The organism is Pedobacter sp. AC402 (assembly GCF_979252805.1).
In genome coordinates this window covers 137,318-163,590 of sequence record NZ_CEEDAI010000007.1, presented here as the reverse complement: position 1 = coordinate 163,590, position 26,273 = coordinate 137,318, and the positions used below count along the sequence as shown (strand labels likewise).

The following is a 26,273-nucleotide window of genomic DNA, read 5'->3' as shown; positions in this document are numbered from 1 at the left end:
CACCGCAGGGCAACATTCTTATGCCTACACTAAAATATAAAAAAGAGAACCTGATTAAGGGTTTAGACCTAACCATTAATGCCAATTACAATTTAGGTACCGAGCAAAATATAGATACTTTAAATGTACGCTACGATTGGTACGGAAACAGTAAACCAAACGGAACAAATGGCGAGCGTTCGCGCAGTTTATACAAATACAAAAACAACAATGGCCTGGCAACAACCATGTTGAATTATAAAATAGATGATCACCAATCGGTAGCCTTAAGTAATGTATTTACAACCTTTAACCGTAAGGGAAGTGATGAGTTAAATCCTACCAATGCAGATTATGAAAGGCCCCGTAAAACCAATAAAAACGTATTGGGCCTTGGTTATAGTTTCGATGTTAGAGACCGTTGGAGTGCAACATTGTTCGGGAAATACATTAACCAGGCTAATGTTAACGGAAGTGGCAGCACAGCTGGTAAAAACAATATTGAGCGGTTGGGTTATGGTACAGCGGTAACTTATTTCGTAAACCGGAATATGCAGTTAAAAGCATCCTATGAGCTTACCAACCGGATGCCGGAAGCGCAGGAGATTTTTGGTGATGTAGAAAACCAGGATGCAAACCCAGGTTTAAAACCAGAAAAAAGCGACAATTTTAATTTAGGCCTCAGCTATGGCTTTGCTTTAAATAAAGATCACAATTTCTCTTTTACTGCCAATGCCATATACCGCAATGCCACTAATTTTATCTACAACAGGTTAAATCAAAATCAATCGAAATTGGTAGCCGATAACCGCGATGGGGTAAGAACGGTAGGTGGTGATGCCGAAATCAGGTATTCGTATAAAAACTGGTTAAGCGTTGGTACTACCTTAACCTACCAGAATCTTAAAAATCTGCAGAAGTATGAAATTAATCCAAGCACAGGAGAAAAGTTTACCAATATAAGTAATGTGTATCTCGATCAGATGCCAAACATTCCTTACCTGTATGGCAATAGTGATGTTTCTGTTTCATTAAAAAACGTTGGCCACAAAGGCAATAACCTCTCTATTGGCTATAACCTGTTATATGTTCATGCTTTTTGGCTTTATTGGCCAAGTCAGGGAGCTGTAGGTGATAAAAAAGTGATCCCACAGCAGTTTAACCATGATTTAAACTTTGTGTACAGTTTAAAACAAGGCCGCTATAATATTGGCCTTGAAGCCAAAAACATTACCAATGCGGAACTCTTCGACAATTTTAGTCTTCAAAAACCAGGTAGGGCATTCTACCTCAATCTTAGGTACTTCATTAATAAAATCAATAATTAAAATAAAATCAGTTCATATGAAAACAAACTTTACAAAAGCGTTTATTGCGCTTGCTTTCGCTGCGGTACTTAGTTCTTGTTCAAAAAAAGAAGAAGGTGAAAATGTACCCGAAAACCCTGGGAATTATATTTTGGCAGTAACTCCTGTTGCTTCTACCGGTGTTGCAGATTACTTGCTTACTGCCAGCGATTTGGATAAAGGAACCATTTCTACTGCCGGAAACGGTGTAGAGCAAGACGGAACTTACCGTTACTATGTTACCCACAACAATAAGTTCTTCAGTATGCTTTACGGACAAGGAAATCCTGGAGCAGTAACCACTTACAATATTTTAGCTGGTAAATTAAATAAGGTTTCAAATTTCCAAACCGAAACCGTACAGGCTTTTGCACCGGTTAATGATGACTTATTATTGGTTAAAATTCCAAGAAACCTAACCGCCCCAACAGCTAATTTTTACCGTGTAAATACCAACAGCCTTTTAATTTCAGGCGAAGGTACACTAGATGGCCTGGCACCGGCAAACAACGGAGAAATTGCTCACTTTAGCTGGATTAAACAGGTTGGAAATAAGGTTTACGCGCCGTTTTTCTGTATTAACGGAAGCAGATTCTGGACAAAATATCCAAATACGGCATGGATAGCTGTTTATTCTTATCCAGATATGAAATTGGAGAAAGTAATTAAAGACGACCGTACCAGTTTTATCGGAAGATATTTTACCGATGGATTGGGTGTAGTAGAAAATGGAGATGTTTATGCATTTTCGAGCTCAGTAGCTGTTGACGATAATACTGAAACCCCTGATGTGCTTACTGATTCTAAAATCACCTCTACCAAACCATCTGCCATTACAAAAATCAAAGCTGGTACAACCGAATTCGATTTAACCTATTTCCTTGATTTCGAATCTGTATCAGGTGGTTATGTAATTACCAACTGGATTTATATTGGTGGTAATAATTTCATCGTAAATGCGGTATTAAAAGCCAACAAAGGTGCCTATGTAAATGGAAAAACGATTGGCGTTTTAAACGTGGTTGATAAAACCTTCAAAAAAGTATCTGGCCTTCCTGCAGAAACAGCCATATCAAGCATCACTACAAACAACTATACCCCAAAAGATGGAAAACTGGCCTACCTGGGTTTCAATTTAACAGATGGTACCAGCTACGTATACAAAATAGATGCTGCTACAGCAACTGCAACCAGAGGCTTAAAAGTTGAAGGCGGAGTAATTACAGCTGTTCAACATTTAAAATAACCGCAAAATTATTACCTCAACAAACAAAACAGAACAATGGCAACGGTAAACAAAACTACTCCAGCAAAGAAAAAAAATAAAGATTCATTATTTAACCGGATCAATAAATGGCTTCACCTCTGGCTTGGCCTTATATCCGGAGTCATTGTTCTTATTGTTTGTATAACAGGCTGTATCTGGGTTTTTAATGAAGAAATTACAGGTTTTTTAGAACCCGAAACCAAAATTGAAAAGCAGGATAAGCCTGTTATTACACCTTCGCAGCTCAGTGCGATTGCTTTTAAGCTTTATCCAGAAAAAGTTCCTTCTTATGCACAGTATCAGCAGGGTAGAGCAATTAATTTAAATCTAAGAGGGAAGAAAGACGAAGGAAGAAGAGGCGGTGGCACAAGTTTGAAGATTAATCCATATACAGGGGAAGTAATCAGCAAAGTGGTGCACAAAAAAGGAGAGGTTGATTTTTTTAGATTTATCCTTAATGGTCATCGATTTTTGTGGTTACCTTTTGGCATCGGGCGGCCGATTGTAAATTACGGCACCATGGTGTTTGTTGTTTTATTAATTACCGGATTGATTTGGTGGTATCCAAAAAAATGGAACAAATCTACCCGTGATAAGAGCTTTAAAATTAAGTGCGGTGCTTCGTTTAAAAGGGTAAATCTTGATTTGCATAATGTGATGGGCTTTTATTCTTTGATTTTTTTGCTTTTTATCGCTTTAACCGGCATGGTATATGGCATTAAATGGTATAGTGAAGGTTTATATTGGGTAACTTCAGGAGGCGAAAAACTAGGCGATTTCCAACGTTTGGAATCTGACTCTTTAGCACTTGGAAAATTCTACACGCCACAAAAAGCAATGGATTTGGCCTGGCAAAAAGTGATTACCCGTCATCCTAAATCGCAGGGATTCTATTATACCTTTCCAGATACATCCAAAGCAAAAGCAACGATTAACATTACGGTTTACCCCAATACCGGCCAGTTTTACAACAACCAGGGTTATACTTTTGATCAACACACTTTAAAAGAATTTAAACGCGAAGGGGTTTATTCAATTCCTTATGAAGAAGCAGGTTTTGGTGGCAAACTTAGAAAAATGAACTACGATATTCACGTAGGAAGTATTTTAGGCTTTCCAGGTAAAGTACTGGCATTTTTAGCTTCGCTTATTGGTGCAAGTTTGCCAATAACGGGTTTCCTGATTTGGTATGGTAGAAAATTTAAGAAAAAAAAGAAAAAGAAAGAACCCGTTTTAACCGAAAGTGATAATAAACCTAGGGGTTTTAAGCCAAGGGCGAAAATTCCGGTTAAAAAGGTTGAAGAAGTCTTGGAATAATATCTTTTGCATTTATGCAACCGTATTGTTTTTGCAAATAAGCGGGATCAGCATATTTCTCGCTGGAACCTTAAATAAATTCAAGGTGATTAAAAAAGAAAACCCGGAAATGATTCGGGTTTTCTTTTTTAATGTTTTTTACAATTTCACCTTTTTTGCTTTAGGTTCAGGTTTTTCGGGTAATTGTATTGATAAAATTAAATCAATGCTTTCCGAATTGGTTTCATAATCGGCTGCAATTTTTTCCCATCTTTTTAATTCTGCCTGTAAGGTTTCAATTTCCTTACCTAAGGATTCGATCTTATTTTGGATTGATTTTCTAACATTTGTATTTGCCATAACACAAAATTATGATTTGGAGGCTTATGTTTAAACTTCTTTATGCAAATTATGGATGTAAATAACGCTAAGTGTTCTATTTCAATGAGTTTTATTCTTAAAAAATTTTCAACAATAGTGAAGAACAGATAAAAAGCACAACCCAGGATAAAAATGTGCAATCATTTGTTATTTTTACCCTACATCCCTAACAAACATGAAGAAAAATAACAGCTGCGATCTTAAAATCTGTTTTATGTGCCAACTTTCCTTAAAAGAATGGCATCCTGCTATTGCAAATCATAAAAGAAATTTCATTGCAAAAAAAGGGGAGGTTATAATCAGGGAAGGCGATCCGGTAAGTGGGGTATATTTCGTTACTTCAGGAAATGTAAAAGTGCATAAACAGTGGGGCGACAAAGAATTGATTTTGCGTTTTGCCAATGATGGGGCTATATTCGGTCATCGGGGAATCAGCAGCAGCATTGATATTTATCCAATCTCAGCAACCGCTTTAGAAACCACTAAACTATGTTTTGTTGACATCGATTTTTTTAAAGCCACAATAAAGGTAAACCAGGAATTTGCTTATAGTTTATTAATGTTTTATGCTGATGAGTTACATTCTTCAGAAAAGAAAATGCGTAATCTGGCATTAATGTCTGTTAAAGGCAGGTTAGCGGTTGCCATTTTAGGATTGAGGGATCAATTTGGCCTTGATGGAGATGGATTTTTAAACCTGGCTTTAAGCCGTCAGGATTTAGCCGCATTTACCGGTGCAACTTACGAAACCGTTTTTCGGACGATGAATGAATTGCTTGCAGAAAAATTAATTATAGTGAACGGCAAACAGATTGGTATTTTAAATGAAGTTGGCCTGATTGATTTGAGTAGTAAATAACGATTGTTTTATACCGTTAGTTTTTTAAATAAATTGGTGTTACACAGAGGGATAATTTATTTTATAAAAATCAAATTAAGTGATAGGGCACTTAAAAAATTAATTATCAGCATCTTATGTTAGGAATCATTTTGTGTGGAGGGCAAAGTTTACGGATGGGCACTGATAAAGGTTTGCTCAGCCATAAAAATAAGCTTTGGGCACAAATTGCATACGATAAATTGAGTACTATGAATTTATCGGTTCAATTTTCTGTCAACCCATTGCAGCAAGAAACCTATACCGATTATTTCGGAAAAGAAAATCTTATTGTAGATCACCATTTGCCTGATGTAAAAGGGCCATTATTGGGTGTGCTTTCCGCTCATTTATCCAATCCTGACGAAGATTTATTTCTATTAGCTTGCGACATGCTGATGATGGAAACGCATTTATTGCAACAACTTATGCAAGCGTTTAAAACTGATGATGGTTTCGATGCCTATGTTTTCAGTAAGGATGCTCATCAAGAACCCTTATGTGGAATTTATAAAGCTCAAGGCTTAAAAAACATTGTTGAACTGCTTAACAGGAGTGGTTTGGGCAGGCACAGCATGAAATATGTTTTAAGCAAATTACATGTATGCGAAATTGCTATAGCAGATGAGGATTACCATTATTTTGGAAATTTCAATTCAAAAGAGGAAATAAACGACCTCAAGTAATCCTGACTTTAGTTAAGTGACTATTCGTAAGAAAAATGCCAACTAAGTTTAGGTTAAACGTAATTTCACATTTACAAAATCTGCAAAACCGATTGATCAATTTTTGTGAAGTTATTTTTTTCACCTTCGCAAAGTGCACAGCAATAATCTGCTGGTAAATCGCTAAATGCGGTTCCAGGGACAATGTTATTTTCAATTTCGCCAATACTTTCGCTATAAACAGTTAAGCAGTTATTGCATTGGTATAAAAAGCCAGCATCTTTTTTTTGATTTTCTTCTGCCTGGATACTTTGTACTTGTTTACCGGTTTTGATGGCATTTATGCGGTATTTGTAAAATTTAAAAATCGCACGCCTGAGTTGTTCGGGTAAGAGAAAACCAGGGTTACTTCGGCTAAAAATTTCTCCTGTACGCTCATTCGGATTAAAATCCTTTGCACATAAAATATCATAAACGGCAAACAGTTTTAAGCCTTAAAAAATTAATCAAATGGCGTTTTTGAATTAATATGCTGCTAAAAACCTCACTTTTTTTACGGGTTTTAATGCCAAAACAAATTCCAAACGTTCGGGTATCATCGATACTTAAATGTTTAACCAGTTCGCTTTTCAAAGCTAAACCTTCATTGCAGTTGTCTTCCACCTGAAAATTAAGCTCGTTGGCTGCATGCCTCATGTTAACCTCAAATTCCTCGAGCAAAGTATTCCAAAGGCATTTATCTTTTTCATCAATCCCCTTTACAATGATTGTTTTCCATGAAGTGCAACACAATTGCCCTAGTTTGGTATCTAAGCAAAGCAGACAGAGTTTTTTTAAAAATGCAATACTAAAAAGTTCATCGCGCCTGTAAATGCCCAACCAATATTTGTTGTTGTAGCGGTTTAAACCCTCGTAATATGGCAGGTTGAATGAAGAGAGTGAAACCGTATTTTCAGCAGGTTTAAGGATAAAGTTTTTCGGTTCTAAGCGTGCAAAAAGATCTTCGCCACTTGCTAAAGCATTATCCACAAAATCTGCTGCATTATTTTTAATGATGTTATCCAAAGCTTTGGTAACCTGCGCAATGTGATTGGTGTAACAGAGTTGGTTCCATTCGTAGGTTACATTGGTTTTTGGGAACCGGATAATTAAATGCCAGTAATGTTCTGATTTCGATGAAGCAATCCAGTTGATGTTGCCAGTTAACATTGGTGTAAAACTCTGGTCGTTATCGCAAATATTCACCTTTATTGAAGGTTTAAAATCAATTTCATCTAAAATATCTTTATAAACGCCTTCAGTAAGCCAGGTTTTACGGATAAAAATCTCTTCAGCAGGATAGGAGCTAATGATATTTGGATAATTGATGGCATCAACTTCGAAATCAACGCCCAATTTATCCAGTTCGCTGGTAAAAATTTCTATGTTGTAGGTGGTTGTATCAAGTAACAGTTGCTGCCGTAAACCAAACCGCACATATTGGATCCTAGCTTTTGCTGCGGCCACAAGAATGTTGTAGAGGTTACCAGGGGAGATAATTCCGCCAGGGAAGTTTATAAAAACAGTTTGATACATAGCTTTAAGTATTTAGCAATCCAAATTCTGCTATGGCTTTAGCAAAATTTTTGTTTTCGTGCCCAGGTCGGCATAATTTCAGAAGTGCAAATCTTTGAATGTTAGTGAGTTTTCGCCATTGTTCAATGGTTAACTGGAACGCTAACGCTGCTGATTTATCTTGAAGCATTTCAGGGATTTGATGCAAATTACCCCAGTCGGGCAATGGATCTATAGGTATTGTGGTGGCCTGGTTTCCGGTGTATTTAGCTATAAGCCCGATCAGATACTGATGATAGCGATCTGTTTCATCCTGTGTAAAAACAGGCATAAGTGCCAGCTTAACCCGCTCTGATGCATGGAATTTGCTCCATTCGGCTAATTTTAGCTTTATTCCCGCTGCATCCATCTTAAAACGGACTACCATAGGGATGCAGCGCATATTTTCTTCAATAAAATCTTCTTCGAACTGAAAATATTCAATCCCTTTAAGGTTTATAAATTCAGAAGGGGTGAGTTTTACTTTCATCATTTTGTTTAATTTTTAAGTTGTTTTTGGTCACTTTGTCTAAAGCGATCTCAAGCTTAGGCTCTGTTTTTAATACGTTTACAAACGAATCTAAAATCGCTTTAACTTCGGGGCGGCAACTGCCACAACCCATTCCGGCACCCGTTAACTGGCATAACTGCAAATGATCTTTACAGCCATCCTTTATTTTGTTAATGAGATTTCCTTCGCCAACATTGTTACAGCTGCAAACCGTTTTGCCAATAATCGGTTCAGTTGTTTTACCGCTCCTTAAAAGTTGAAGCCGCTTTTCGCTAAGCTCCATTTTATTTTCAATCAGGTTTCTGAATTCCAAAAATTCACTTTTATCGCCAATCAATATTGCACCAACCAATTTGTCATTATGCACAATACATTTCTTATAATATCGCTTTGCTTTGTCGATAAAAACAATTTCTTCATAGGTAGGATCGTTATTTGGTATTTCTGCCAAGCCCAAAGAGCAAAGTTCTAAGCTGTGCATTTTAAGAATGTTCATCAATAAGCTGCCCTGATAAAATTTGGCAATATCACCACAGATAAAGCGGGCAACAATTTCGGCCTGTTGTTCTGCTGCTGCGGTAATACCGTACATTTGTCCTTTAAATTCTGCAATTTCACCGATGGCATAAATGTCTTTTTCGCTTGTTCTCAGGTACTCATCAACAACAACTCCCCGTATGCATTCAATACCTGCTTCCTTAATCAGTTCTGTATTGGGAACGGTGCCGATAGCTATTACGAGTGATTCGCAATTGAGCAATAAACCACTTTTTAAACGGATGCCAGCAATACTTTTTTCTCCGATAATGCGGTCTACCTCATCATTATAGAAAATTTCGATGCCTTTGCTGATTAATTCTTCGTGCAATAACTGACTGCCAAGTGCATCTAACTGGCGGCCCATTAATCTCGATATCCTTTGAATAATGGTTACTTTTGATCCTGTTTCGGCTAGGGAAGTGGCCAGTTCTATCCCTAATAAACCTCCGCCAACAATTACCACTTTTCCGCTTGTGCTATCAACATGTTTTTTAAAACTGTCGGCATCGTTACGGCTGCGCATGGTAAATATTCCATTTATTTTAGGAATGTCTTTAAGCGCAAAAGCCCTGCTTCCGGTTGCCAGAAGCAGAATATCGTAATGATGGGTTTTGCCATTGCTATCGGTAACGGTTTTATCCCCTTTATTAATTTTATCAATGCCTAAACCACGGTGTAACTTAATGCGGTAGTCGGTTTCTTCGCTATCGCTCATTTTAATGAGGTTATGCCAGGGTAGGGTGCCGATAATATAATCGGGAAGAAGTACACGGTTGTAAAACGGAAAATTTTCTTTACTAAAAATCTCAATATCATCTTCGGTATTTAAGGCCCTGTAGCTTTTAACAAAACCACAAGCTCCGGCACCTGCACCTATAACAATAATTTTTTGCTTTTCTTTTTGATATAGTTTTACCTGTACCGCACTAAATTTGAAATCAGGTTCTTTGCTCTGCGGATCAACCAGGTTATTGGTAAGGTTATTTACACGATTTAAATCACTTGTTAAGATTTTACCCCAATGCATGGGCATAAAAACGACTCCTGGTTTAATATCTACCGAAAATTTTGCTTTTACACGTACATTTCCACGTAAACTCGAAATTTCAACTATTTCATTGTCTTTTATGTTCCTGTTTTCAGCATCAATCGGATTAATTTCTAAAAAAGATTCACTGATGTGTTGATTCAGCTTATTTACCTTGCCCGTTTTACTCCTTGTATGCCATTGATCTCTAATTCTTCCAGTAGTTAAAATAAGTGGATGTTCTGGTGTTAATGGTTCTGATTGGTTCTGGTCATCAAATGATAAGATATTTGCTTTTTTATCATGAGTATAAAATTGATGATCGGTAAATAATCTAGCCGTCCCGAACGTGTTTTCTTCTTTGGTGTAGGGCCACTGAACGGCTCTTTTTTCTTTTAGGATCTCATAATTAAGACCGCTGATATCGATGTTGGTTCCGGCAGTTAAGGCGGCGTGTTCGTGATATATCTCAGCCGCATCTTTAAAATCAAAGCCATGGTAACCCATTTTTTTTGCAAATCGGCAAATAATTTCAAAATCTGGTAAAGCCTCGCCCGGTGCTTCTATCACTTTACTGAGGTAAGAAATATAGCGGCCGGCATTGGTCATGGTACCTTCTTTTTCTACCCATGCAGCCGCAGGCAATACTACATCTGCATATTTTAGGGTTTCAACCGTATTGCTAATGTCTTGCACAACAACAAACTTTGCATTTTTTAATCCTTCTTCAGCCTTCCGCACATCGGGTAAACTAATAAGGGGGTTGGTACACAAGATCCATATTGCTTTAAGTTTTCCGCTATTCAGTTCATCAAACATTTCAGTTGCGGATAATCCCGGTTTAGCTTGTATGGTGCCTAGTGGAATCTGCCAAAATTTTTCAACTTCATTGCGGTGATTTTCATCACTCAATATGCGGTGTGCAGGCAATAAATTACTCAATCCGCCAACTTCACGACCACCCATAGCGTTAGGCTGTCCGGTTAATGAAAAAGGACCGCTGCCCGGTTTGCCGATGTGCCCGGTAATCAGGTTTAGGTTAATGAGCGAAAGGTTTTTATTGGTGCCTACCACGCTTTGGTTAAGTCCCATCGTCCACATGGTGATAAAACCCTTTGCTTGGCCAATGTAAGATGCAGCTAAGCGAATATCGCTTTCCGTTATCCCACAAATTGCAGCTGCCTCTGCCAAAGAAGTTTTAAAAACTGTATGATGGTACTTCTCATAGCCATTGGTGCTGTTTGTGATAAAATTAGCATCTATTTTTCCATCTTCAATTAAGCATCTGCCAATGGCATGGTGCAGCGTAATATCTGTGCCTGGATTAAGCTGTAAATGAACATCTGCCAGCGAGCAGGTTTGTGTTTTTCGGGGGTCGCTAACGATAATTTTCAGATTAGGGTTTTTCTGTTTTGCGGCTTCAACACGGCGCCATAGGATAGGATGGCACCATGCCGGATTTGCTCCTGCCACAAAAATACAATCGGCAATTTCTATATCATCGTAACTAATGGGTACGGCATCTTCACCTAAACTCATTTTATAACCAACAACCGCACTGCTCATACATAAGCGGCTGTTGGTATCGATGTTATTGCTACCGATAAATCCTTTAATTAATTTATTTACTACATAATATTCTTCAGTTAAACATTGGCCACTGGCGTAAAAAGCTACACTATCCGGACCATGTTTTTTAATCAGTGCTTTAAAAACTGCTGCTGTTCTTTCTAGCGCGGTATCCCAACTTACCCTTTGGAGCGGCATATTTTTATTATAGCGCATTTCCGGGTAAAGTAACCTATCGCTTTTATCATTTGCCGTATAGTGAAGGTTCATCCCCTTGCTGCATAACATCCCTTTGTTTACCGGATGGTTTTTATCTCCTTCAACTGTTATCCGCTCGTGGATATCCTTATTTACAACAATCCCACAGCCCACGCCGCAGTAGCAACAGGTGGTTGTTTGGTTGGGCGATATGTTTTTTTCTTCTTTCAAATCAGATCAGCTGGTAGGGTAATTTCGTTGGTGTTTTTTATTTGCTTGGTGTAAGCACCAAATCTTCAACTGCCGATCTTTTCTGCGCCATAACGGTTCTGAATATGAAAACCGCAATCCCGACCCCAAGTATAATAAAACCAAGAAGTGTAAATGCACTGGTATAATCAATCAGATCTTTTTGAACGTTAATTCCGTTTTCAATAACATTTTTGGTAGCATGATTGGCTTTGGCTTTAAACATGAAGGCTATTAGCATGGCACCAATGTTGCCGCCAGCACCAACAATACCAGCTACACTGCCCACAGCAAGTGGGTTAATGAATGGAACAAGGCTATAAGTTGCGCCATTGGCCATTTTTAAACTTAGGCCGAAAACAAACATCATGAAAATGGCCATTCCGATATTGCCTGATTTTGCGAACCAGATTAAGCCGATTCCCTCTACTAAAAGCAATAAAGCGAGTAAAAGTGTTTTGCCATCAAATCCCCAGGTTTTGCCAATTTTATCGGCAACAATTCCACCTAGTGGCCTGGCGAAAATATTAATCCAGCCAAAAATACCTGCAACCATACCTGCAATAGCTATTGTTGCGCCAAATGAGTCGGTAAAAAAGATCGGTGCAAAGTTATCTACAGTAATTTCTACGCCAAAACAGGCTGCATAAGCAATGGTTAAAATCCAGGTGCGGTAATCTTTTGCGGCTAATAAAAAAGTGTTTTTGGTACTTTTTACGGTTTCATCCTTCACGTCTTTAAAATCGCCCTGTGGTGTATCCAAAGTATACCGGTTGTATAAGAATGCACAGATAAGCAGCATTACACCAGGAAAAATCATGGCATATCTCCAGCTATCTTCTGTACTGCAAAATCCCAGCGCTGTAAAACCAGATGCAATTAAAGGCATAAATAGATTGGCAGCACCACCACCGGCATTGCCAAAACCACCTGCTGTTGCATTTGCCGTTCCTTTAATACTGGAAGCAAACATTATTGAGGTATGAAACTGGGTGATTACGAATGATGCGCCGATTACGCCAATCGCTAAGCGGAAAAGTAAAAATGATGTATAAGAATGGCTGGTGCCGATTAAGAGTACCGGAATGGCGCAAAGCACTAAAAGCCAGGTATAAATCAGTTTAGGCCCAAATTTATCAATCAACCTACCTATAAGTAAACGGGCAATTATGGTGGCCGATACTGAGGCAATTTGAATATTGCCAACCTGATCTTTAGTGAGGTGAAGCTGCTCTCTTGCAATCTTCATCAAAGGGGCCATTCCAAACCAGGCGAAAAAACAGAAGAAAAATGTAAGCCAGGTAATGTGGAAGGTCTTCATCTGAACACCCTTAAGCGAAAATATATTAAGTTTATCCAGTGGTTTAGTTGTGGTATTCTGTATCATAATGTTCGGTTTTAGCGTGAAACGGTTCATGTTAAAATTTATAGCCTAAGCCTACACCCGCGTTCCATTTACCATTTTTTACGGCAGTTTTAGGATTATAATATAGCGGAACCTGTAGTGCGATATGCCGGAATGCTGCCGTTAAGCCAAAACCAAGGTTTGGCGTAAGGGCCGCATTTTTTGGGGCACCGGCAGCAACTTTATCTTCTTTGATTCGTAAGCTTGGAAGTAGCCCCAGTAATATGGTATAAGGTTTTTTGCTAAATTTTATACTCGGACCGGTACAGTTGATAAAAGCACCGTGATCAACATAACCTGCAACGATGGTACCATCGAATAAAACAGCTTTAGTTTGCGATTTTGCCGAAAAAAAGAACAAGGTAAGTGCGAGGCAGCCTGTTATGGCTACATAATTAGATATTTTCATGATGTTTTGGTTTGGTTAAATTTTTAATCCGGAAAAGTTTAAATCTTACTGGGTCAGGTTAAGATTTTGGCGTTGTGCCAATGTAAACAGTTCCGTTTTCTATCTTTACAGGATAGGTTTTTATGGCGCATTCATCGCCGCTTAAACATTCGCCGGTGCTCAATGAGAATGTTTTTTTGTGGAAAGGGCATGCTACCTTAGGTTCATCGGTAGTAGAGCCAATCATGCCACGGCTTAGTGCCATCTGCTTTTTATGCGGGCATTCATTTTGAGTGGCATACCACTCATTTCTTCTGGTGAAATAGAAAAGTGCAATCTGCTCTTCACCATGTTTTACACACACGCCACCGTTTTCAATGGCATCCTCGACTCGGCACGCTGCCAGCCAATTCGATTGTTCTTTCATAATTTTGGGTTTTATAAAGTTTGTAAAGGATTAGTTTATAAGGTTTTCCATTCTGCGGTTCTTTTTTGTCCGCGCATTTCAACAAATTCGATTGTTGGGTCTTTATCTTCAGGTGCGTTTACAAAATGAGAGAATCTTTTTCTGATTGCAGGGTTCTCAACAGCTTCTTTCCACTCACATTTATACGAGGCAATTAAATTTTCAATTTCATTTTCCCATTGGGCCGCCATACCCAAACTATCATTGATGATTACATTTCGCAAATAATCTATTCCACCTTCCATTTTGTTCAGCCAGGTTGCCGTACGGGTAAGTGGATCAGCGGTACGGATGTAAAACATTAAAAATCTGTCGATGTATTGGATGCAGGTTTCGCTATCCAAGTCTGTAGCCAGCAAAAGGGCATGTTGTGGTTTGCTCCCTCCATTACCACACACATACAAATTCCAGCCTTTTTCGGTGGCAATAATGCCAAAATCTTTACTTTGGGCTTCTGCGCACTCTCTTATACAGCCACTTACAGCCGACTTAAATTTATGAGGCGCCCGTATGCCTCTGTATCTTTCTTCAATCCTGATGGCAAAACTAACACTGTCGTGTAATCCAAACCTGCACCATGTGCTACCCACGCAACTTTTAACTGTTCTTAAACCTTTTCCATAGGCGTGCCCGCTTTCAAAGCCGGCCGCAATTAATTCCTCCCAAATGATGGGAAGATCGTTAAGGTGTGCGCCAAACATATCTATCCGTTGCCCGCCGGTTATTTTGGTGTAGAGGTTGTATTTTTTAGCAACTTCGCCAATTACAATCAATTTATCAGGTGTAATTTCTCCACCCGGCACCCTTGGCACTACAGAATATGAACCTCCTTTTTGGATGTTGGCCAAAAAACGGTCGTTACTGTCTTGCGCTACATCGTTTCCTTTTTTAAGGATCATTTCGTTCCATAAGCTGGCAAGGAGTGACGATACCAGTGGTTTGCACACTTCGCAGCCATCATTTTTGCCTAAGGCATCCAGCACCTCATCATAACTTTTTAATTCGTGGATATGGATCAGGTCAAAAAGTTCTTGCCGGCTATAATTAAAATGCTCGCAGATTACATTTTTAATGTATTTGCCTTGTGATTTTAAGGTGTAAGTCATTAAATCCTTTACCATTGGTAAACAACCACCACAACCGGTACCTGCTTTGGTGCATTTTTTCAGGTCATCGATGTTTTCGCAAGAACCATCTGCTACCGCAGCACAGATATCGCCTTTAGTAACACCTTCGCAACTGCATATTAATGCACTATCCGGTAAACCGGTAATTCCGGCCCCGCCAGCTGGTTCACTTCCTCCCCGTGCACCAAGTATCAGTTCTTCAGGGTTTTCTGGTAAAACAATTCGGTTATTAGAGGTTTGCAACAGCAGGTTGTACGCTGTTGCATCTCCAATTAATATACCTCCTAAAAGGTATTGCCCGTCATTACTAACATTTATTCTTTTGTAAACTCCTTTGTGTTTGTTTTCGAAAATGATGGTGCGGCAATCTGGTTCAGTAATAAAGTTATCGCCGAAACTCGCTACGTCGATGCCGATGAGTTTGAGTTTAGTGCTCATGTCAAATCCGGTAAAAGCTTTATCGCCTTGGCAAAGGTTTGTGGCCAATACTTCGGCCATTTCATAACCTGGGGCAATTAAACCATAAATCATTCCATCGTATAAAGCACATTCACCAATGGCATATATGGCAGGATCGCTGGTTTGCATTTTTTCGTTAACGATAATTCCCCCTCGTGCACCAACTTCAACACCGCAGGCTTTTGCCAGTTCATCACGTGGTTTAATACCGGCAGAAATCACCAGCATATCAACATCTATAACCGTATCATCGCTAAATTTTAATGCGGTAATGCGGCCGTCGCCTTCAATACTGGTGGTGTTTTTATTTAAGTGGATGTGTAAACCTAAATCTGCTAGTTTCGATTTAAGCATGTCGCTACCGGCCGCATCAATTTGCCTCGGCATTAAGCGGGGAGCAAATTCAATGATACTCGTTTTCTCAATTCCCAGATCGATTAACGCTTTAGCGGCTTCTAAACCCAATAAACCGCCTCCAATAACCGAAGCCGTTTTAGCCTTTTTTGCATAACCACTAATCAAATCCAGATCTTCTATTGTGCGGTAAACAAAAACGCCATCTTTTTCAATTCCGGGTATATTGGGTACAAAAGCACCAGAACCCGTAGCGAAAACTAAAATATCGTAACTGTAGTCTGCTCCGTTAGCGGTGTAAACCTTTCTATGTTCACGGTCTATTTGTGTTACCGGATTATTTAAAAATAAGGTAATATCCTGTTCTTGATACCAGTTTTCTGTAGAAAGTGAGAGATCATCAGCTGTTTTGCCGTTAAAGTATTCGCTTAAGTGTACACGGTCGTAAGCCCTGCGAGGTTCTTCGCCAAAAACAATAATTTTGAAAGATTTTGTCTTTGATCTTAACTTTTCGCAGAATTTATATCCCACCATTCCATTTCCTATTACGATTATCTGTGGTTCTTTCATAAATCTTAAAGGTATTTTGAGTTTGTTAGTTGTATCAGTCGTTTTATTTATTCAATTATTCATCACACTATGTTTTTCAACGTAAATAATTGGTTTTTTAAATCATGATATTGTTTTTATATGATTTTTGATATTCAAATATAGATTATTATTGAGTAAAAAGTTATTTAAAAGTGATATTTATCATAAAATATTTACTTTTTTAATAAAATTTCATCACTTTTATCATTAAATAGTTAAATCATTAAAATTATGGTAGAAAAAACGACTGATTTTGGGCTTTTTATAATGGGTGGAGGTCCTGGTGATCCAGAATTAATCACTATCAAAGCATTTAATGTGCTAAAAAGGGCAGAAGTTATACTTTACGACAACCTAAGCAACGAAGAATTGCTAAAAATTGCTCCAAAAAACTGTAAAATGATCTATGTTGGTAAACAACCTTATGGAAATTACACCCCACAGGAGAAAATAAACGATTTAATTGTAGAAAATGCTCAAAATTTTAAAGTTGTAGTGCGATTAAAGGGTGGAGATCCATTTATTTTTGGCAGAGGGTTCGAAGAATTGATTTATGCAGAAGCCAGAGGGATTACATGTCATTATATACCAGGAATAAGCAGTATGCAAGGTGCAGGTTTTATAGATGTACCTTTAACCCACCGTGGGATAAGTGAAAGTGTTTGGATTCTTACCGGAACCAAGAAAGACGGAAGCTTAACCAACGACCTAAAATGCGCCATGAAGAGTTCGGCTACAGTTGTGATTTACATGGGTATGAAAAAGGTTGGTGAAATTGTTAAAGCCTATTGCGATGCTGGTTTAGGTAATATGCCAGCTGCAATAATTCAGCATGCTACCTTGCCTCATCAGAAACAGGTAGTATGTACAGTGCAAAATCTGCAAAAATCGGCCGAAGAAGCAGGATTAACTTATCCCGCTATTATTATTATAGGTAATGTGGTGCAGGCCAAAGCTTATGCGAATTTAAACCAGGGTGAATTGTTATCTGCATAAATAATTTAGTAGTCCAATGTTTTATTTGTGATATACAACAATGTAAATAACCTTTGGGCTTCCCTAACCAACTGATCTTAGTAATCAGTTTAATAACTTAGCTAAAAGTACTTATCCAATGTTAAACCATAAGTAAGGTTTAAGTTTTCACTTTGGGTTATATTAAGCTTATTGTAAGTAAGCGCAGTTGTAAGGCTTATCCATTTGCGCAATTTTAAGCCAAGCGTGGTGCTTGATCGGATGATATAATCGCCTTTTCTGTCGAAAGAATTTTGTAAAAAATGATTTCCATCAATAGTAATCAATTCTTTAATAGCGAAATGATATTGTAATCTCAAAGAATTCCTATAAGTATGGTAACTATCGCCAACAATGAGGCTACTTTGATCAAAAAGCACACCGTTGCTTAAATTAATATAGGCATTTGTTCTATCTAAAATACTATACGCAATTCCTCCTCCGGCAAGCAGCTGATTTTTAAGTTTTAGCGAGTAGCTGGTATTGTAATTTACCAAACCCCAATAATAAAAGTGAGGAAAAGTTTTGTACAGGTTGAAGTTAAGCGTGGTAGAAAAGTCGTTATTGGTTAAATTGTTATTTTGTTTGCCATAAAGCCAGGCCGAACTGGAGTTTAAAACAAAACTTTTCTTTTTCATGCCGAAATTTAATGCGTTGTTTAGTAAATAGGCACGATCTTCATTTGTTCGGTTAATTGATCCTGTTGAGGTAAGCAATACATGGTAATTTGTACTATCTGTATACTGGGCAAAGGATGTTACATAACAGGAAAAGAATAAAATTAGCAGGACAATAAACTTCATAATTATTTTAACATCATTTGGCATCAATATGTTTAATATGATTTAATTCAGATCGTACCATTTGGGCACCGGGATATACTCCTGATTCCATGTAATTTCATTGTGCTCATTTTTATAACCTGCAGAAATCCATCCAATATTGGGTTCTTCCTCTGCAATTTCTCTTTTAAATTTGTAGGCATCTATCGTTAAATAGTGATAAAGTTTATCCTGATCTGTTTTGCTTTCGGCTAGGAGGATTAAAGCTTTTTCACCTGTTTCGAGAGGGTAAACAAATGCACCTTTTACTTTCATAATGTTTTTATTTGTAGACAATAAAATTCTGAGAATGTTTTGTTCATTTCCGGATAAGGTTTGTTATGCAGTTCAAAAAAAACAACCCGCAAGAATTAACTTACGGGCTTAACTTAAAAATAGGTAGATTAATTTAAAGTCAGTTCGATTACCGGAATCTCAAAATCAGGTTTCCTCTTCGGAAGTTTTAAAACAAGGTTATTCCCGGTAGATTTTTCCACATCGACCTGTATTTCTGAATTATCATGTAAAAACTGGGCATATTTTGTTTTGTCTTTATATCCCTCTAAGGTGAGGTATCCAGTGTTGGGGTATTCGAAAAGGTGTACATAAAGCTTTTTAGTATCCTTATTATAGGTTAGTTTTATTCCGTCGGCTGCTTTATATCCGGCAGGAGCAAAAGTGCAATGGTAAATAGATTTCGAGTTGGCATGCATCCATAAGGCCAAACTATCCAATGCGGTATTGGCTCTGCTATCGAATTCTCCGCGGGCAGTCGGACCAACATTTAACAATAAATTGCCGCCATTGGCTACTGAAGTAATGAGCAGATCCAATAATTTTCTGTTGCTTTTCCAGGTGTTTTCGTCGCGGTGATATCCCCATGAACCTGAAAAGGTTTGACAGGTTTCCCAAACTTTACCGCGGTATTTTTCCAATTCTTTCGGACCAACCTGCTCAGGGGTTTCAAAATCAGTACCATCTTCATAATCATTAAGGTCTAAACGATTATCTACTATAATTTGCGGTTGCAGTTTCCTAATCTGCTTAAGCAGTTCTACCGAACCCCAATCATCACGGCCTTTGCCATACTTGCCGGGATAAGAGAAATCGGCCCAAAGAATATCAATTTTTCCATACTTGGTTAGCAATTCTGTTACCTGATTGTACAAATACTTTCGATACTTTGCCATATCACGGTTTTTATTTAGGTCAGCGTAAGCTTCATCACTTTCTGTCTGTGGCCTTAAAGGATGGTATTTGTCAACCGGAAAATCAGGGTGGTGCCAGTCTATCAGTGAATAATAAAAGCCAACTTTAATACCCTCTGCGCGAAATGCATCTAAAAACTCTTTTACTAAATCTCGTTTAGCCTGAGTATTGGTGGCCTTATAATCGGTGTATTTACTGTCGAATAATGTAAATCCTTCGTGGTGTTTAGTGGTTAATACGGCATATTTCATTCCTGCCGCTTTAGCTTCCTTTGCCCATTTTTTAGGTTCAAAGAGATCGGGATTAAACTGATCGAAATATTTCTGATAATTTTCGTTTGTTATGCGTTCTGCATTTCTTACCCATTCGTGGCGCGCAGGTAAAGCATAAAGCCCCCAATGGATAAACATTCCGAAGCGGGCATCCGTCCACCATTCCATTCGTTTGGTTTTTTGAGCAGCAGTTTCGTTTCCCAATCGCTTTTGGGCCAAGCCTGGTAAGGCAAAACTAAGCAGCAGCAAAGCTGATAAAAATGTTTTTCTCATTTTGTGGTTTCTTTTGGTTAGGGTTTAAAAGACTAATTTACCGAGCAATTGGCATTAAAAATGTTGGTGTATGAGCAAAATATTAAGGGAAATTGGTTTAAATTTCCTTTAACTTTAACCAGAATTAACTGTTAATATGGCATCAAACCCCTCAAAAGATTGGCGTTTCAAACTACACGAAATCATTTACGAATCGAACACGCCCGCAGGTAAGGCTTTTGATGTTGGCCTATTGATTGCCATTTTTTCGAGTATTATTGTGGTAATGCTCGATAGTGTGGTGAGTATTCATCAGCAATATGGCAAATTATTCAATATTACTGAATGGGTTTTTGCATCGCTTTTTACTATAGAATATATTTTAAGGCTGGTAAGTATCAGAAAGCCAATTCGGTATGTATTCAGTCCGTTGGGTATTATTGATCTGGTTGCACTATTGCCCTCATATTTAAGTATCTTTTTTATCGGTGCGCAATCGTTATTGGTATTTAGGGCTTTGAGGTTACTTAGGGTTTTCAGAATATTTAAACTTGGCCATTTTTTAACCGAGATTAATTTCTTAACGCAGGCACTGAAAAATAGTGTTCGGAAAATAAGCATTTTTCTGCTCACTGTATTAACCATAACGGTTATTCTTGGATCGATCATGTACCTGGTAGAAAAACGTGAAAATGGTTTCTCTAATATTCCAGAAAGTATCTATTGGGCTATAGTTACCATAACTACAGTAGGATATGGCGACATTTCGCCCATTACACCGCTGGGCAAGTTTGTAGCTTCGGTTGTAATGCTAATCGGTTATGCAATTATCGCTGTACCAACCGGAATTATCACCCACGATATCGCAGTTGCTTCCAGGCAGAAAAAAGAACTACCAGAATCTTGTCCAAATTGCAGTAGGGAAGGGCATGATAATGATGCACTGTTTTGTAAATATTGTGGCTCATCTTTATTTAAATAAAAATGCCAGACTGGTTTTCAATCTGGCATCTTTTTAATGCTTTTTTTAATTTACAAAAGCTCACTGTCATCCTCATCATAAGCATTCGGATCTTTATCCAGCTCTTCTATATCTGATTCATTGTAGTCGTCGCCTTCTTCCACTACATCATCATCGCCCAAATCCTCATCATCTTCATCATCAGGCCCTTCAATTTCATCATTTAACAAAGTACCTTCTCCATCTGCAAACGGCACTTCATCTTCAGTGTATTCATCATCATCTGGCTCAGGAGTATTGTATCCTTCAGCTGCATTTCCTTCTGAGCGGTTAATCTGAAACTGCTCAATATTTTGAATTTCTTCCTCTTGGTGATTGTTCTCTTGATTTTCCATAATGTAAATGTTTTTATTATAGAACAGGATGAAAACAAATTAGGTTTAGGAAAAAATAAATTATTAAACCCTGTATGTTGTGCGGTATTTGAATCAACAATAGCAATCGATGAAACTTTTTAAGTATTAATCGGGTTATAGTAATGCATTTAACCTTAATTAATTAACCATGAAAAACCATTTTAATACCAAAAAAATAGCAGTAGTGGGAATGATTGTTTCAGCCACATCATTTAACGCAATTGCAAACACTGATTGGCACTATGCTACAACATTTGATTATATCCAGAAAGCGGATAGTTTAACAACTGAACAGTTTTTGCAACAAGCAGCGATTGCCGGAATGAAAGAGGTATTAACAGGAAAACTTGCTGCCGATAAAGCTGCCGATAAAAAAGTTAAGGCATTTGGCCGAATGATGGTGGATGATCATACCAAAGCCAACGAAGAATTAAAAGTTTTGGCAAAGCTTAAGAAAGTTAATTTGCCAAATAGCACGCCAGATGATGGTCAAAGACCTGATGGAAGGGTAGACTCGGCCCCAGAAAACTTGAAAGATACCTCAAGAGTGAAAAATACCGGTGGTGAAGCTGGCAATACCGGCCTAACTACTAAAGGAGGAAATGAATATGATGTAACAAATGCTACAGAACAACTGAACAAACTCAGCGGAACTTCATTTGATAAGGCTTATGTTCAAATGATGGTTACCGATCACCAAAATGCAGTGGCATTATTTGAAAAAGCATCGCAATCAACAGACGCGGCAGTTAAGGCCTATGCCAATAAATATTTGCCAGTTTTAAAAAAACACCTAAAAGAGGTTAGTACTTTAAATAAATAATATTGATTTAAGCAATTAAATGAAAGAGTCGGCAAACGCCGGCTCTTTTTTTTCGTGCGCCGGGCATGGCAATCGACTATAGGGTTCAAGTCCCGAACACGCTTAGCAGTAGGAAGTGTTAGCTCGAGACAAGGGTGTCGTGGGTGACTGCGAATCTGAAGGAAGTCCGCGGCAAATATGGGGGCTTACGAACAGAAACTGTATACGAGGCGGATTTAGTCCGGGTGATGTTGCGAAACAAACAGAAGCCCAATACTGCACGGGGACTATTACGCAGATACAGAGGCCACATCCATAGGAAGTAGATTGTCTTACCCCGGGAGATCTGAATGAGTTCTGTCAATTGTAAGCGCGATTACAGGAGAAGAAACATTTGGCAGAGATGTTAAATGCCTCAATCAGAAGTCAGCAGCGGTCGTAGTACTGCATTTTTCGGATGCAGAAAGGACCAAATGTTAGGATGGCAAAGGAAACAGGAAGTTTATGGCAGAGCGTTTACAGCGGAACCACATTAGAGAACTGCTTATATGAGGGTAGGACGGAATCCGAGAGTAAATTATAAGAGGAGCTGAGCTCGAGCCGTGCAACCAATGTACACAATGCCTGGGAAGGAGTTTTTTTTTAGTATTATGCTTGAAGAAATATTAGACATCCGAAATGTACAAAGAGCCTTTAGGCAGGTTACTGCCAATAAGGGTGCTGGTGGTATTGATGGTATGCAGACCGATGAACTTCGCGACTACCTGAATGCTAACTGGCAGGCATTACGGAGTGATATTTTATCAGGCCATTACCGACCGAACGCTGTAAGAAAGGTAGAGATACCCAAAGGCAGTGGTGGTAAGAGGATGCTTGGCATCCCAACGGTCATTGACCGGTTGATCCAGCAGGCCATCTCTCAATGGCTGAGCCCCAAGTACGAGGGCGACTTTTCCTCTGATAGTTATGGTTTCCGGCCAGATCGCAATGCCCATCAGGCAGTGTTAAAGGCTCAGGAATATCTTAACACAGGTTACACCTGGATTGTGGAACTTGACCTGGACAAATTTTTTGACCGGGTAAACCATGATAAACTTATGCATCTGCTGTCAGTAAAGATAAAGGATAAGCGGACATTGAAGCTTATCCGTCTTTATTTGAGTGTGGGGATCATGGAGAATGGATTGGTCAGCCCAAGAAAAGAAGGAACGCCACAAGGCAGTCCATTAAGTCCGTTACTATCAAATGTTATCCTTCACGAACTCGATGTTAAGCTCGAAGAGCGTGGGCACAGGTTCGTGCGATATGCTGATGATTGCAGTATCTATCTAAGAAGCAGGAAATCAGCACACCGGGTAATGAGAAGTATTTCAGTATATCTGGAAGACTGCCTGAAACTGAAGGTTAACAGGGAAAAAAGTAAGGTTAGCAGGCCAAGCCAAAGTAGTCTGCCCGGGTTTTCATTCTATGGTAGCAAAGAGGGATGGAAGATGCGAATTTCATCCAAATCTCTAAGAGCGATCAAGGAGAAAATCCGGGAGCAAACTAAACGTAGCCAACCAGTTCCATTCCAAGAAAGAATATTAACGCTTAAGGAAATCATTCATGGTTGGGTTAATTATTTCTCTATTGCAGAAGCAAAGAGTCATATGACCAGACTGGACGAGTTGATGAGGACCAGACTGCGGATTGTTCTTTGGAAGCAATGGAAGAGTATAACGGGTAGAGCGCGGAATTTAATGAAGATGGGGTTGGTAAAATCAAGGGCCTATCAATTGGCCAATACCCGTAAGGGGTACTGTAGGACTGCAAACAGCCCGATATTACTTACAACCCTTGACAAGAAGTTCTTTTTGAGGCATGGACTTGATGGATTTACCAATTATTACTATTGGAAAACGACACACCAAACGAAGTTATTCTAACAAACCGCCGTATACCGAACGGTACGTACGGTGGTGTGAGGAGACAGCAGGGAAACTAATTCCCTGCTTCTTACTCGATTTAACGTTTTTTAAAGCAGAGTTTTTCTTCAAAAATGTTGTTAAATCCAAAACTGTCATTAACTTTAACTTACTAAATCGTTTTATCGATTGATTTAATAACAATAACCAAGTAAATTCTCACAAAGAAAACCTAATCAAACATGAAAAAACCATTATCAATTGTTATTTTATTGCTGGTATTTGCCATTAAACTTTTTAGCGCGCCTATTGAGCTGGTATCGCCCGATAAAAGGATTAAAGTTGAGGTAAATATTAAGGAAAAGATTGCCTATTCGGTAACCTTTAACGGAAACCCTTTTTTAACCAATTCATATTTACAGTTAAACCTTGAGCAGGCAATGCTTGGCGATCATGCTAAATTGTTGAAGAAAACACTTTCTTCTGTAAACAGCAGTTCAAACCCAATTGTTCCACTTAAAAACAGTACTGTAGAAAATCGTTATAATTTGTTAAAGCTTGATTTTAAAGGTGATTTCAGTGTAGAATTCAGGGCCTATAACGATGGCATAGCATACCGTTTCATTACCAATAAAAAAGATTCGATTATTGTAAAAAATGAAGATGTACACATCAATTTTAATGATGCAGTTAAAGCGGATTATTTGGAAACAGGCGAATTTAAAACTTCTTACGAAATCCTTTACCGCCAAAACGAACTTGGTAAAGTAAATAAGGAAAAAATGAGTGTACTGCCGATCCTTTTTGATACCGGCAAGTATAAAGCATTGTTATCAGAAGCCGATTTATATGATTATCCATGCTTATTTGTTAAAGCTATTGATAATAAATCCATTGACGCAGTTTTTCCTAAAGTGCCACTTTCTTTTGGAGAAGATGGAGACAGAAGCAAGAAAATTTTAAAAGAGGCCGATTATATTGCAAAAACCTCAGGTAAAAGATCATTTCCGTGGCGTTTTTTAGTAATTACAGATAAAGATACCCAATTAGCAGCAAACCAGATGGTGTATAAACTCAGTACACCCAACCAGTTGAAGGATACAAAATGGATAAAACCCGGACAGGTAACTTGGGAGTGGTGGCACAATGCCTATGTTTATGGAGTAGATTTTAAATCAGGTTACAATCAGGATACGTATAAATATTACATCGATTTTGCCTCGAAATTTGGCATTCCATATATTATCATGGATGAAGGATGGGCAAAAACAACCTTAAATCCCTTTGAGCCAAATCCAACAATTAACCTACAGGAGCTGATTGCTTATGGTAAGCAAAAAAATGTAAAAATTGTACTTTGGTTTACCTGGCTGGCTGTAGAAAATAACTTTAACATTTTCGAAACTTTGGATAAATGGGGAATTGCAGGGGTAAAGATCGATTTTATGGATAGGAGCGATCAGTGGATGGTTAATTACTACACCAGGGTTGCCAAAGAAGCAGCAAAACACCATATTCTGGTCGATTTTCACGGCGCATTTAAACCGGCTGGTTTGGAAGTTGCCTATCCGAATGTACTTTCTTACGAAGGGGTTATTGGAATGGAGCAAAATATTGGCGGCGGATTAGCTACCCCAAATAATAACTTATTTCTTCCTTTTCTACGTAATGCAGTTGGCCCTATGGATTATACACCTGGAGCAATGCGTTCGGCGCACAAGCAAGATTATAAACCAAGTTGGGTAAATACCATGAGCATTGGTACAAGGGTACATCAGCTGGCCATGTATATTGTTTTTGAAAGCGGTTTTCAGATGCTTGCAGATAATCCGTTCAATTATTTAAGAGAGCCAGAAACCACTTCTTTTATTACCAGTGTTCCGGTAACCTGGGATGAAACTAAAATTTTGGATGCCAGTGTTGGCGAATACATTGTTACGGCAAAAAGAAAGGGCGAAAAATGGTTTATTGGTGCCATGGGTAACGATCAAAAACATGATTTAAAGGTTGATGCAAGTTTTTTAAAAGCAAATACAATTTATCAGATCACGCTGATTAAGGATGGTATCAATGCCGATTTCCAGGCGATGGATTTTAAGCGAATTGTTAAACCGATTAGAGCCGGAGAAACAATTGATATCAATATGGTTAAAGATGGTGGTTTTGTTGCTGTAATAGAAGCGTTGAAATAACATAATCGATATTTTCTTCTTGCCGTCGTTCTCGCGTATGCGTAAATCTTAATGTATGGAAGCTTTAAGATTGCCCATTTTGGAGAGTGACGGTTGTACATATTATCTCGATCAATTTTAAAAGATAAAAATTTCAACTATA

Annotated in this window: 23 protein-coding genes; 10 read left to right on the top strand and 13 right to left on the bottom strand. The window is 38.4% G+C overall.

From position 1 onward, the window contains the following. Positions 1–20: 20 nt before the first annotated feature. Genes AC0IWE_RS07230 through AC0IWE_RS07220 form a run of 3 tightly spaced genes read left to right on the top strand, consistent with a single transcriptional unit; the run spans position 21 to position 3,909 of the window. Entirely contained in the window at positions 21–1,307 is a 1,287-nt protein-coding gene (locus tag AC0IWE_RS07230) for a TonB-dependent receptor domain-containing protein (protein WP_471792530.1), read from the top strand. Between the two features lie 16 nt (positions 1,308–1,323). Next, positions 1,324–2,571: a DUF4374 domain-containing protein gene (locus AC0IWE_RS07225; RefSeq protein WP_471792529.1), complete on the top strand. Its 1,248-nt coding sequence runs from the start codon at positions 1,324–1,326 to the stop codon at positions 2,569–2,571. A 36-nt stretch (positions 2,572–2,607) separates the two neighbouring features. Then, positions 2,608–3,909 (top strand): PepSY-associated TM helix domain-containing protein, encoded by a 1,302-nt coding sequence (locus tag AC0IWE_RS07220; RefSeq protein ID WP_471792528.1) that lies wholly within the window; start codon positions 2,608–2,610, stop codon positions 3,907–3,909. A 138-nt stretch (positions 3,910–4,047) separates the two neighbouring features. Here AC0IWE_RS07220 and AC0IWE_RS07215 read toward each other — a convergent pair whose 3' ends face one another. After that, entirely contained in the window at positions 4,048–4,248 is a 201-nt protein-coding gene (locus AC0IWE_RS07215; protein WP_055910391.1) for a hypothetical protein, read from the bottom strand. A 196-nt stretch (positions 4,249–4,444) separates the two neighbouring features. Between AC0IWE_RS07215 and AC0IWE_RS07210 the strand changes: the two genes are divergently transcribed. Beyond that, the gene (locus tag AC0IWE_RS07210) at positions 4,445–5,128 is read left to right on the top strand and encodes a Crp/Fnr family transcriptional regulator (RefSeq protein WP_471792527.1); all 684 of its coding nucleotides are present in this window, start codon (positions 4,445–4,447) and stop codon (positions 5,126–5,128) included. Positions 5,129–5,244: 116 nt separating this feature from the next. After that, positions 5,245–5,832 (top strand): molybdenum cofactor guanylyltransferase, encoded by a 588-nt coding sequence (locus tag AC0IWE_RS07205; RefSeq protein WP_471792526.1) that lies wholly within the window; start codon positions 5,245–5,247, stop codon positions 5,830–5,832. Positions 5,833–5,903: 71 nt separating this feature from the next. Here the strand turns inward: AC0IWE_RS07205 and AC0IWE_RS07200 are convergent, their stop codons facing one another. The 8 genes from AC0IWE_RS07200 to nirB all read right to left on the bottom strand — a co-directional run bounded on the left by AC0IWE_RS07200 (position 5,904) and on the right by nirB (position 16,267). Then, a complete protein-coding gene (locus AC0IWE_RS07200; RefSeq protein WP_471792830.1) occupies positions 5,904–6,119 on the bottom strand; it encodes a rubredoxin in 216 nt (71 codons plus the stop codon). A gap of 160 nt (positions 6,120–6,279) precedes the next feature. After that, entirely contained in the window at positions 6,280–7,386 is a 1,107-nt protein-coding gene (locus AC0IWE_RS07195; protein WP_471792525.1) for a rubredoxin, read from the bottom strand. A 4-nt stretch (positions 7,387–7,390) separates the two neighbouring features. Further along, positions 7,391–7,897: a nitrate reductase associated protein gene (locus tag AC0IWE_RS07190; RefSeq protein ID WP_471792524.1), complete on the bottom strand. Its 507-nt coding sequence runs from the start codon at positions 7,895–7,897 to the stop codon at positions 7,391–7,393. Then, the gene (locus tag AC0IWE_RS07185) at positions 7,869–11,480 is read right to left on the bottom strand and encodes a molybdopterin-dependent oxidoreductase (protein ID WP_471792523.1); all 3,612 of its coding nucleotides are present in this window, start codon (positions 11,478–11,480) and stop codon (positions 7,869–7,871) included. Before AC0IWE_RS07185 ends, AC0IWE_RS07190 begins: the two co-directional genes overlap by 29 nt. Before the next feature lie 37 nt (positions 11,481–11,517). Then, positions 11,518–12,885, bottom strand: coding sequence for an MFS transporter (locus AC0IWE_RS07180; protein WP_055910436.1), 1,368 nt, complete (start codon positions 12,883–12,885; stop codon positions 11,518–11,520). Positions 12,886–12,916: 31 nt separating this feature from the next. Further along, positions 12,917–13,312: a hypothetical protein gene (locus AC0IWE_RS07175; RefSeq protein WP_235526097.1), complete on the bottom strand. Its 396-nt coding sequence runs from the start codon at positions 13,310–13,312 to the stop codon at positions 12,917–12,919. Between the two features lie 58 nt (positions 13,313–13,370). Continuing rightward, positions 13,371–13,718: a nitrite reductase small subunit NirD gene (nirD, locus tag AC0IWE_RS07170; protein ID WP_055910407.1), complete on the bottom strand. Its 348-nt coding sequence runs from the start codon at positions 13,716–13,718 to the stop codon at positions 13,371–13,373. A gap of 35 nt (positions 13,719–13,753) precedes the next feature. Continuing rightward, positions 13,754–16,267 (bottom strand): nitrite reductase large subunit NirB, encoded by a 2,514-nt coding sequence (gene nirB, locus AC0IWE_RS07165; protein ID WP_082458787.1) that lies wholly within the window; start codon positions 16,265–16,267, stop codon positions 13,754–13,756. Positions 16,268–16,519: 252 nt separating this feature from the next. Between nirB and cobA the strand changes: the two genes are divergently transcribed. Continuing rightward, positions 16,520–17,284, top strand: coding sequence for a uroporphyrinogen-III C-methyltransferase (gene cobA, locus AC0IWE_RS07160; protein ID WP_055910410.1), 765 nt, complete (start codon positions 16,520–16,522; stop codon positions 17,282–17,284). A gap of 101 nt (positions 17,285–17,385) precedes the next feature. Here the strand turns inward: cobA and AC0IWE_RS07155 are convergent, their stop codons facing one another. The 3 genes from AC0IWE_RS07155 to AC0IWE_RS07145 form a co-directional block, all read right to left on the bottom strand. Further along, positions 17,386–18,105 carry a DUF481 domain-containing protein gene (locus tag AC0IWE_RS07155; protein WP_055910445.1) on the bottom strand — a complete coding sequence of 240 codons (720 nt, stop codon included), beginning with the start codon at positions 18,103–18,105 and terminating at the stop codon, positions 17,386–17,388. A gap of 42 nt (positions 18,106–18,147) precedes the next feature. Further along, positions 18,148–18,399 (bottom strand): hypothetical protein, encoded by a 252-nt coding sequence (locus AC0IWE_RS07150; protein WP_055910413.1) that lies wholly within the window; start codon positions 18,397–18,399, stop codon positions 18,148–18,150. A 128-nt stretch (positions 18,400–18,527) separates the two neighbouring features. Further along, positions 18,528–19,877, bottom strand: coding sequence for an alpha-L-fucosidase (locus AC0IWE_RS07145; RefSeq protein ID WP_055910417.1), 1,350 nt, complete (start codon positions 19,875–19,877; stop codon positions 18,528–18,530). 136 nt (positions 19,878–20,013) lie between these two features. On the opposite strand from AC0IWE_RS07145, the gene AC0IWE_RS07140 reads away from it, so the two are divergent. Then, positions 20,014–20,838 carry an ion transporter gene (locus AC0IWE_RS07140; RefSeq protein WP_055910420.1) on the top strand — a complete coding sequence of 275 codons (825 nt, stop codon included), beginning with the start codon at positions 20,014–20,016 and terminating at the stop codon, positions 20,836–20,838. Positions 20,839–20,888: 50 nt separating this feature from the next. Here the strand turns inward: AC0IWE_RS07140 and AC0IWE_RS07135 are convergent, their stop codons facing one another. After that, positions 20,889–21,212: a hypothetical protein gene (locus tag AC0IWE_RS07135; RefSeq protein WP_055910426.1), complete on the bottom strand. Its 324-nt coding sequence runs from the start codon at positions 21,210–21,212 to the stop codon at positions 20,889–20,891. 169 nt (positions 21,213–21,381) lie between these two features. Between AC0IWE_RS07135 and AC0IWE_RS07130 the strand changes: the two genes are divergently transcribed. The 3 genes from AC0IWE_RS07130 to AC0IWE_RS07120 all read left to right on the top strand — a co-directional run bounded on the left by AC0IWE_RS07130 (position 21,382) and on the right by AC0IWE_RS07120 (position 26,131). Continuing rightward, the gene (locus AC0IWE_RS07130) at positions 21,382–22,056 is read left to right on the top strand and encodes a DUF4142 domain-containing protein (RefSeq protein WP_055910429.1); all 675 of its coding nucleotides are present in this window, start codon (positions 21,382–21,384) and stop codon (positions 22,054–22,056) included. Between the two features lie 629 nt (positions 22,057–22,685). Beyond that, complete coding sequence (ltrA, locus tag AC0IWE_RS07125; RefSeq protein WP_471792522.1) at positions 22,686–23,960, top strand: group II intron reverse transcriptase/maturase; 1,275 nt, start codon at positions 22,686–22,688, stop codon at positions 23,958–23,960. Positions 23,961–24,181: 221 nt separating this feature from the next. Continuing rightward, positions 24,182–26,131 carry a glycoside hydrolase family 97 protein gene (locus AC0IWE_RS07120; RefSeq protein ID WP_055913378.1) on the top strand — a complete coding sequence of 650 codons (1,950 nt, stop codon included), beginning with the start codon at positions 24,182–24,184 and terminating at the stop codon, positions 26,129–26,131. The last annotated feature ends 142 nt before the right edge of the window (positions 26,132–26,273 follow it).